Raw genomic sequence first — 6,638 nt, 5'->3', positions numbered from 1 at the left:
CTTTCAGGACGGGCGCGTTTGTCAAGGTAGATGCGAAGCAAAAGTATAAAACTTATACTTTCTTATCTACTAAAAAAAGACTGCCGTTCCATTGGAATCGGCAGTCTTTCTGGTGTTTATTAAACTATCGTCTATCGCTTCATGCTCAAATATCTCATATGACCACGTCACAGTTTCTGGGCCGCATAGCCAGACAGCTTTTTTTACCTATTGATCAATGATAAAAATTCGGAACGCAGCGTCGGATCCGTCCGGAAAGAACCACGCACAGCCGATGTAATCGTCTCGCTGCCGTACTTTTTGACCCCTCTGGAGCACATGCACATATGTTCCCCTTCAACGACAACCATGACGCCGTGCGGCTTCAGCACTTCATCGAGGATGTCGGCGATTTCGGACGTTATTCGCTCCTGTACCTGCAATTTACGGGTTACTACATCAACAAGACGGGCAAATTTGCTTAGCCCTGCAACTTTGCCGCTTGGGAGGTAGCCTACATGCACTTTACCGAAAAATGGCGCCATATGATGCTCGCACTGGCTGTAATAAATAATATCTTTAATAATAACCAGCTCTTCGTGCTGCTCGTCGAAGGTTACCCCGAGAACATCCCGCGGATTCGCTACATAGCCCGAAAAAATTTCTTCATACATACGCGTTACGCGCGCAGGTGTATCCAGCAAACCTTCCCTGTCTACATCCTCCCCGATCAATCGCAAAATCTCCCGCACATGCTGCTCAATCTGCTCGCGATTTTCGGCCACTCTCGTATTTCTGTATTCAACAGATGCCATTTTCTCCACACTCCTCTTTCATTTCCGCTATCCCATGCACACTGTCAGTACCTTGATGCCTTCCCGCATTGCTCTGCTGTCTTTATGCGCTTTCGTGAGCAGCATCCCGCCTTGCAGAAGCGAAACGATCGGTGCGGCCAGCTCCACAGGGGTCAGTCCCTGAAGCGATAGCTCCCCTTGCCTCCGGCCTTCGAGCAGGCAGGCTTCCACCTCTGTCTCCATCTCGGTGAAAAACCGGCTCAACGGCTTACGCAGCTCCTCCGAGCTATCGCTAAGCTCCAGCGCCAAGTTCCCGAAGAAACAGCCCTTCCGGCACGCGTTCTCATCGCAAAAGCTTAACATGCGTTCAAACAATGCCAGCACACGCTGCTTTGGCGATAGCTTAGTATTGCCCAGACTAGGCTCCATCACAGACTTCCGCATTTCATCTACCTTGCGTTCAATGACCTTTAAGCCCAGTTCTTCTTTGCTCTTGAAATGATAGTAAAAATTGCTTTTACATACCCCGCTGCTCGACAAAATGTCCTCTAGTCCCGTCCCCTGGTAGCCATGATCATGAAATAAATGCATCGCGGCCTCCAGGATTCGGTCTTTGTTGCTTGCCATCGACTAGCCACCCTCTGAATCGTACTGGTATGTCCTAATTTTACTAACGCTGACCATAATAGGAAGGGCTCCTGCTGCCCGCCGTTCGTACGGTAAGACAGCAAAGCCCTTTTGAAGGGATATCTCACCCTTGATTTATTTCCACTTTTGGTTTTTCATCATTTGCTGCGCTTTGTTCAACTGCTGCTTATTCATGTTGTAGCCCATTTGTTTCGCCATTTTGGCCAGCATCTCCGGATTGTTTTGCATAGCTTCCAGCTGCCTTTTCAAATAAAATACGCCGATAAAAAATCCGCCGACTAAGCCCACAATTAAAGTGAGAATGGGAATAAGATAACTCCACATAAAGTTGCCCCCTGCAAGTGTTAATTGGTTAGATTGCTTGCCTTATCATACCATTTCTGCTCACGGCTTTACAAATGACTTTACGATGAAATTACAGGACCTGCTCAATGAAAACCGTCGTATGTTTAGCCAAATCGATCTCCTTGATATCAAGCTCCTTGTCGTCCTGATCCTGCTTAACGATTCTTACGATCGGACGGCTTGGCAGCCCGCGGTGCTGGCCGACGACGACGCCGGTTTCCCGGTTCGATAAGCGGACCGAAGCCCCTGTCGGATAGATGGAGACGGTTTTCAGAAAATGAATCAAAACCTCCCGGTCCAGCTTCGTCTCGGCCAGTGCCATCATATGCTCGCAAGCCTCATATGGCATCATCCGGCGTCCCAAGGACGTATCGAAAAGCAAGTTGTCGTACATATTCGCGACTGCTGTAATTTTGGCATAAATATGAATTTCATCGCTGGTCAAGCCCCTGGGAATGCCCCCGCCATCTAACGCTTCATGATGTTGGAAGGCGACATGAGCGATGAGCAAGCTGAATTCACGCTTCGTCTTCAGAAGCTCAAATCCTCGCCACGTATGATGCTTCCTTCTGTCAGGCGATTCATCGTCATAGGTGAGCTCGACTTTGCCCACATCATGCAGCAGGGCGCCGACGGCAAGCTCTTTCAATTGCGTCGCACTAAAGCCCATATTGATCCCGATGAGCACTGCCATCATGCAGACATTCGTAGCGTGAACATACATCTCGTTATCCTTCGTCCGAATGTCGGTCAGTTGGACGAGCACGTCGCGATTTTTCATAACCTCATCCAATAATGTGTTGATTGAAATGCTCATAGCCCGGGAGTTAAACTCCTTGCCCGATTGGATCGCGGCGAAGGTTTGCCCCATTTGCTGCATGACGACACGTTTCGTTTCATCCGAAATAATTTCCGGAACTTCCACATCCTCCATGTTCGGGTCTTTGATGTAGATCATCGTGACGCCGATGCGATTGAGCGTATTGATCATGAAAACCGTTAATTGCACGCCTTCGGAAAGCAAAATAGAACCATTGCTGGCAAATATCGTGCGCCCCAAATATTGACCCGACTCAACGGAATCCAAATGGACGTATTTCATAGGATTCACTCCACTGTTAGTTATTGTTTGGATCGGTATCCGGGCGTTGCAACCGATGTATACGTTCTAAATCAAGCAGCGATGTTTTGATATTCAGGCCTCCGGCATAGCCGATAAGGTCTCCGCTTGCGCCAATGATGCGATGACAAGGAACAATGACCGGAACCGGATTCTTGTTATTCGCGCCGCCAACCGCTCTAACGGCTTTCGGCGACTGAATCGCTTCGGCAATATGTTTATAAGAAGCCGTCTCTCCATAAGGAACGGTCAGCAGGGCCGTCCATACCTTTTTTTGAAACTCAGTGCCCTGCAAATCCAGTTCACCGTCAAAGACGAGCCGTTCGCCTCGAAAATACTCCTCCAGCTGCGCTATTACCGGCGCCAGACTCGAAGCATCCTCTTGCAGCCGGATCTGCGCTCCGAACCAGCGTGCCGCCCATTCCTTCAGCCCCTCTTGATTCTGGGCCATGGTACCGAAGGCGACACGGCACAGTCCCTTGGATGTCGTAACGAGGACTAACGCCCCAATAGGCGCAGCGACCTCCGTATAATACAGGACGTTCACGTTCGAAACAGCCTGCTGATCTTGTGTCATATTAATTCCTTCTCCCTGTGTCCGAAGTTGCTTGATGGATGGCTGCGACAGCTTTCTCAATATCCTGCTGCACAGCCGGCTCCTGCTCCGCTCCCTGGGCTTTGTCCAGAGCAGCCGCAGCGTCTTCGCCGCCTATCCGTCCCAGCGCCCATGCTGCCGTAGCCCTGATCTCCGGCCGCGGATCGTTCCGCAGCAGCTCGCTCAGAACCGGGACTGCGGATTTGTCCTTGAAATTCCCCAGTGCGATGATCGCATTGCGCTGAATCGGCTTTTTGCCCCTCCAGGAAGCCGCGATGCGTCCGTATTGTTCCTTGAAATCCTTGTTCGTCATTGTGAGCAAAGGAATCAGGAGCGGCTTGACCTTCTCAGGGTCGGGCTCGAACTCCGGATGATGCGTCCAGTTCATCCCTTTGTTCTTCGGGCAGACGATCTGGCAGGTGTCACAGCCGTAGAGCCGGTTGCCGATTTTGAGCTTATATTCGTCATCGACATATCCCTTCGTCTGGGTGATAAAAGAAATGCAGCGGGACGAATTCAATTGCCCCGGACCAACGAGCGCTCCTGTAGGACATGCGTCGATACATATCGTGCAGTCGCCGCATTGATCAATCATCGGCGTACCGGGCATAAACGGAATATTCGTGATGATTTCGCCCAAATAGACCCACGAGCCCCGTTCGGGGGTGATGACGGCGCAGTTTTTGCCGGACCAGCCGATGCCGGACCGCTCCGCGACAGCGCGGTCGACCAGCACGCCGGTGTCGACCATGCTTTGCAATCGCGCGTCAGGCACGCGCTCCGCGATGAAAGCCTCCAGCTTCGCGAGCCGGTCGCGCAGCACATCATGATAATCGCTCCCCCAAGAGGAGCGCGAGATGATTCCCCGATACGCCCCCGGCTCGGATCGGGGCGGGTTCGCCAGCTTCGACGGGTACGCCACCGCGATGGAGATGATCGAGCGCGGCGCGTCGAAGCTCAGCTCGGGACGCACCCGCTTCTCGATATCCGGCTCTTCGAAGCCGGATTCAAATCCCTTCTCGCGGTGGCGGAGAAGGATGTCTTTCAGTTCCGTGAACGGCTCCGCACTTGTGAAGCCGATCTTATCAATACCGAGAGATGGCGCGGCTTCCACGATCTCTTGCTGTAATTTACGGATGTCCACCGCCAAACACCTCTCCTCTCTCAATTAAAGCTTTGCGGCCATTGTGAATGGCCATAGCACACACTCGGCCCGGCCTTGGATTAAACTGGTCGGAACTTCACCGAACCTGCGGCTGTCCGCACTTGCCGCCGCATGGCGGTTATCGCCCATCACGAAGACGCGGCCCTCCCCGACGCGCGTCGGACCGAAGTCGCCGTCCTCGATGGCCGAATCGGTATACGGCTCGTCGACCTTCTCGCCGTTGACATACAGAGCGCCTCCTCGGCCCTGTACCTCGTCGCCTCCGATAGCGACAACCCTTTTTACCAAAAAAGGGTGATGCGTAAAGTCATACTCCTCCGTCTCCTTGAGAATGACAATCTCTCCGCGCTGAGGCGCTTTAAAGTATGTGATAGCCTTATTCACAAACAGCCATTCCCCCTCTTGAAGCGTAGGGTCCATCGAATGACCGCGAACCGTAGACAAATTAAAACCGAATTGATGTACAAGAATAACGACAAGAAGAGCTACGAGAATGGATTTCGTCCAATCCCACAGCTCATGGGTCAGGCTTCTTGCCTCTGTTTGTTTAACGGGCTTGGGCTGTGAAGCCGCTTGATTCGATCCATTTCGGCCTACAAAGAAGCTCATTCAGGCTCCTCCGTTCCTATGCTTTTCCCACTGCTCATAATAATGCATCACCAAATCGTCTTGAAAAGGAGACTTGTCCGTGCTAACCAGCTCCAATATAGCGGCAAGCCCATCCTTTACCTTCGTTTCGACAAGGTTCGAATAATGATAATTTAGCTTATGGCGTTCATATTCATCTTGATCGACGATATGGACGGAGCGATCCGGCATTCGAATCACATCAAGGTCATAGTCGATATAAGTCAGCACTTGCTGAGTGACATACATGGGAGACGCCACGTTGCAGTAATATCTCACGCCTGTATCTTCAATGAGCGCAACGATGTTGAACCATTGTTTTGGAATGAAAAAAGAAACGCCCGGAATACGGCTGACCCATTCCTTGCCGTCAGCTTCCTGAATCTTCGTCTGGCTATTAATAAACACCATCATCTCCTGCCGGAGATGGTCGGGATGAAGGATGTGCGACGGTACCCGCCAATTTGTCAGCCACATCCGGTGTAAATGTCCGTCATGTTTGAAGCTTTTTATCACATAAGGCGCAAAATTCTCCATGTCTCAAAGCTCCTCTATTGATAGCTGCCGATAAATTCCCCTAGTATATAGAAAAGCATATCTGACCCCCAATTGCAATGGCGGCACCGATATGCTTCTCTCGATCCAAATCTATTCATTTCTACGGCATGCAAACAGCGACTACACGCTGACTTTCTTCACGATGCTCAACCGATGCGCAGCACGGGAAAAATCAGATGTACTATAACCTGCCGATTCGTACACAGGGAGTACGACTTCATTATGGACGTCGACCGTTACCATAATTTTGTTCACGTTCCGTTGGAGGAACCTCATCTTCATTGCTTCGATCAAGGCTTTACCGATACCTTTGCGCTGATACTCTGTGGCAACTGCAATTCGATAGTAATAGCCGTTGTTATTATCGATGGTACCAATTATCATGCCCACGATCTCTGATTCTTCTTGTGCAACCAGCACAAGCTCCGTATCCCAAGAAAGTTGTCGAGCAAATGCTTCCATCGTTTCTTCATAGCAGGTTTCCGACAAAACATCCTCTAAGAGTGATGTCACCGAAGAGGTATCACCAAGCTGAAATGAACGAACATGCATACGGTTCTCTCCCAATCCCCTATTAATTTGTTAGGATTAAATTTATGGTATTTTAGTAAATACGACAAAAAAGGACGGAATCCTGCTGAAAATGTGTTAAAATTCACAAAAATCTTGGTTTTTTTCTAAAAAACTCTTGAAAGCGCTTAAATGCAAGCGTTTTCAACAGATTACGCGCAAACTGGCTCTATTTCGTTTACTTAGCTTTAACTAGGTTTTGCCGAACTCTTCGTCCTATGGAGTGCTGTGGTGGGT

9 protein-coding genes are annotated in these 6,638 nt (G+C 50.2%); all 9 read right to left on the bottom strand.

Annotation, left to right across the window (positions count from 1 at the left end; translation table 11 throughout):
- Positions 1 to 203: 203 nt before the first annotated feature.
- The gene (gene folE, locus AC3WRW_RS32760; protein ID WP_492550401.1) at positions 204 to 794 is read right to left on the bottom strand and encodes a GTP cyclohydrolase I FolE; all 591 of its coding nucleotides are present in this window, start codon (positions 792 to 794) and stop codon (positions 204 to 206) included.
- Between the two features lie 27 nt (positions 795 to 821).
- Entirely contained in the window at positions 822 to 1,400 is a 579-nt protein-coding gene (locus tag AC3WRW_RS32755; RefSeq protein WP_492550400.1) for a TetR/AcrR family transcriptional regulator, read from the bottom strand.
- A gap of 135 nt (positions 1,401 to 1,535) precedes the next feature.
- Positions 1,536 to 1,745 (bottom strand): YneF family protein, encoded by a 210-nt coding sequence (locus AC3WRW_RS32750; RefSeq protein ID WP_167052772.1) that lies wholly within the window; start codon positions 1,743 to 1,745, stop codon positions 1,536 to 1,538.
- Between the two features lie 91 nt (positions 1,746 to 1,836).
- Entirely contained in the window at positions 1,837 to 2,868 is a 1,032-nt protein-coding gene (locus tag AC3WRW_RS32745) for an HD-GYP domain-containing protein (protein WP_492550399.1), read from the bottom strand.
- Positions 2,869 to 2,884: 16 nt separating this feature from the next.
- On the bottom strand, positions 2,885 to 3,463 hold the full coding sequence (locus AC3WRW_RS32740) for a methylated-DNA--[protein]-cysteine S-methyltransferase (RefSeq protein ID WP_492550398.1): 579 nt from the start codon (positions 3,461 to 3,463) through the stop codon (positions 2,885 to 2,887).
- Between the two features lies 1 nt (position 3,464).
- Positions 3,465 to 4,625 (bottom strand): tRNA epoxyqueuosine(34) reductase QueG, encoded by a 1,161-nt coding sequence (queG, locus tag AC3WRW_RS32735; RefSeq protein ID WP_492550397.1) that lies wholly within the window; start codon positions 4,623 to 4,625, stop codon positions 3,465 to 3,467.
- 24 nt (positions 4,626 to 4,649) lie between these two features.
- Positions 4,650 to 5,255 (bottom strand): signal peptidase I, encoded by a 606-nt coding sequence (gene lepB, locus AC3WRW_RS32730; RefSeq protein WP_492550396.1) that lies wholly within the window; start codon positions 5,253 to 5,255, stop codon positions 4,650 to 4,652.
- Entirely contained in the window at positions 5,256 to 5,810 is a 555-nt protein-coding gene (locus tag AC3WRW_RS32725) for a DUF402 domain-containing protein (protein WP_492550395.1), read from the bottom strand.
- A 141-nt stretch (positions 5,811 to 5,951) separates the two neighbouring features.
- A complete protein-coding gene (locus AC3WRW_RS32720) occupies positions 5,952 to 6,383 on the bottom strand; it encodes a GNAT family N-acetyltransferase (protein ID WP_492550394.1) in 432 nt (143 codons plus the stop codon).
- Between the last annotated feature and the right edge of the window lie 255 nt (positions 6,384 to 6,638).

Source organism: Paenibacillus sp. FW126-R14 (assembly GCF_058789495.1).
The sequence above is the reverse complement of the archived record's forward strand: the minus strand, read 5'-3'. Positions and strand labels throughout refer to the sequence as shown.

Excerpts from the sequence above, each read along its gene's own strand:
- folE (WP_492550401.1), bottom strand. The coding sequence starts at position 794 with ATGGCATCTGTTGAATACAGAAATACGAGAGTGGCCGAAAATCGCGAG.
- AC3WRW_RS32720 (WP_492550394.1), bottom strand. The coding sequence starts at position 6,383 with ATGCATGTTCGTTCATTTCAGCTTGGTGATACCTCTTCGGTGACATCA.
- AC3WRW_RS32725 (WP_492550395.1), bottom strand. The coding sequence starts at position 5,810 with ATGGAGAATTTTGCGCCTTATGTGATAAAAAGCTTCAAACATGACGGA.
- lepB (WP_492550396.1), bottom strand. The coding sequence starts at position 5,255 with ATGAGCTTCTTTGTAGGCCGAAATGGATCGAATCAAGCGGCTTCACAG.
- AC3WRW_RS32745 (WP_492550399.1), bottom strand. The coding sequence starts at position 2,868 with ATGAAATACGTCCATTTGGATTCCGTTGAGTCGGGTCAATATTTGGGG.
- AC3WRW_RS32740 (WP_492550398.1), bottom strand. The coding sequence starts at position 3,463 with ATGACACAAGATCAGCAGGCTGTTTCGAACGTGAACGTCCTGTATTAT.
- AC3WRW_RS32755 (WP_492550400.1), bottom strand. The coding sequence starts at position 1,400 with ATGGCAAGCAACAAAGACCGAATCCTGGAGGCCGCGATGCATTTATTT.
- AC3WRW_RS32750 (WP_167052772.1), bottom strand. The coding sequence starts at position 1,745 with ATGTGGAGTTATCTTATTCCCATTCTCACTTTAATTGTGGGCTTAGTC.